Source organism: Rhodococcus sp. FG69 (assembly GCF_057808915.1).
The window spans coordinates 1-530 of record NZ_JBMDIX010000118.1 but is presented as its reverse complement, the minus strand read 5'-3'; the positions used below and the strand labels follow the sequence as shown (position 1 = coordinate 530).

The window sequence follows — 530 nt, the reverse complement described above, 5'->3', positions numbered from 1 at the left end:
AGCTTGGCGAGCATCGAGTCGAACTGGCCACCGATCACGGAGCCGGATTCGACACCGGAGTCGACGCGGACACCGGGCCCGGAGGGGGCGATGAAGGTGGTGACCGGTCCGGGTGCGGGCAGGAACCCGCGGCCGGCGTCTTCACCGTTGATGCGGAATTCGAAGGAGTGTCCGCGCGGGGTGGGGTCTTCGGTGATGGAGAGTTCTTCGCCGTTGGCGATACGGAACTGCTGCAGCACCAGGTCGATACCGGAGGTTTCTTCGGTGACGGGATGCTCGACCTGCAGGCGCGTGTTGACCTCCAAGAAGCTCACGAGGCCGTCTTGGCCGACGAGGTATTCCACGGTGCCGGCGCCGTAGTAGCCGGCTTCACGGCAGATGGCTTTGGCGGAGGAATGGATCTCGGCGCGCTGGGCGTCGGTGAGGAACGGGGCCGGTGCTTCTTCGACGAGTTTCTGGAAGCGGCGCTGCAGGGAGCAGTCGCGGGTGCCGGCGACGACGACGTTGCCGTGCTGATCGGCGATGACCTG

Annotated in this window: 1 protein-coding gene; it reads right to left on the bottom strand. The window is 66.0% G+C overall.

The genetic code is table 11. The annotated features are described in order from the left end of the window. Positions 1-530, bottom strand: a 530-nt coding sequence (locus ACODSO_RS29230) for an ATP-binding protein (RefSeq protein WP_489040086.1), incomplete at both ends; no start/stop codon positions are given.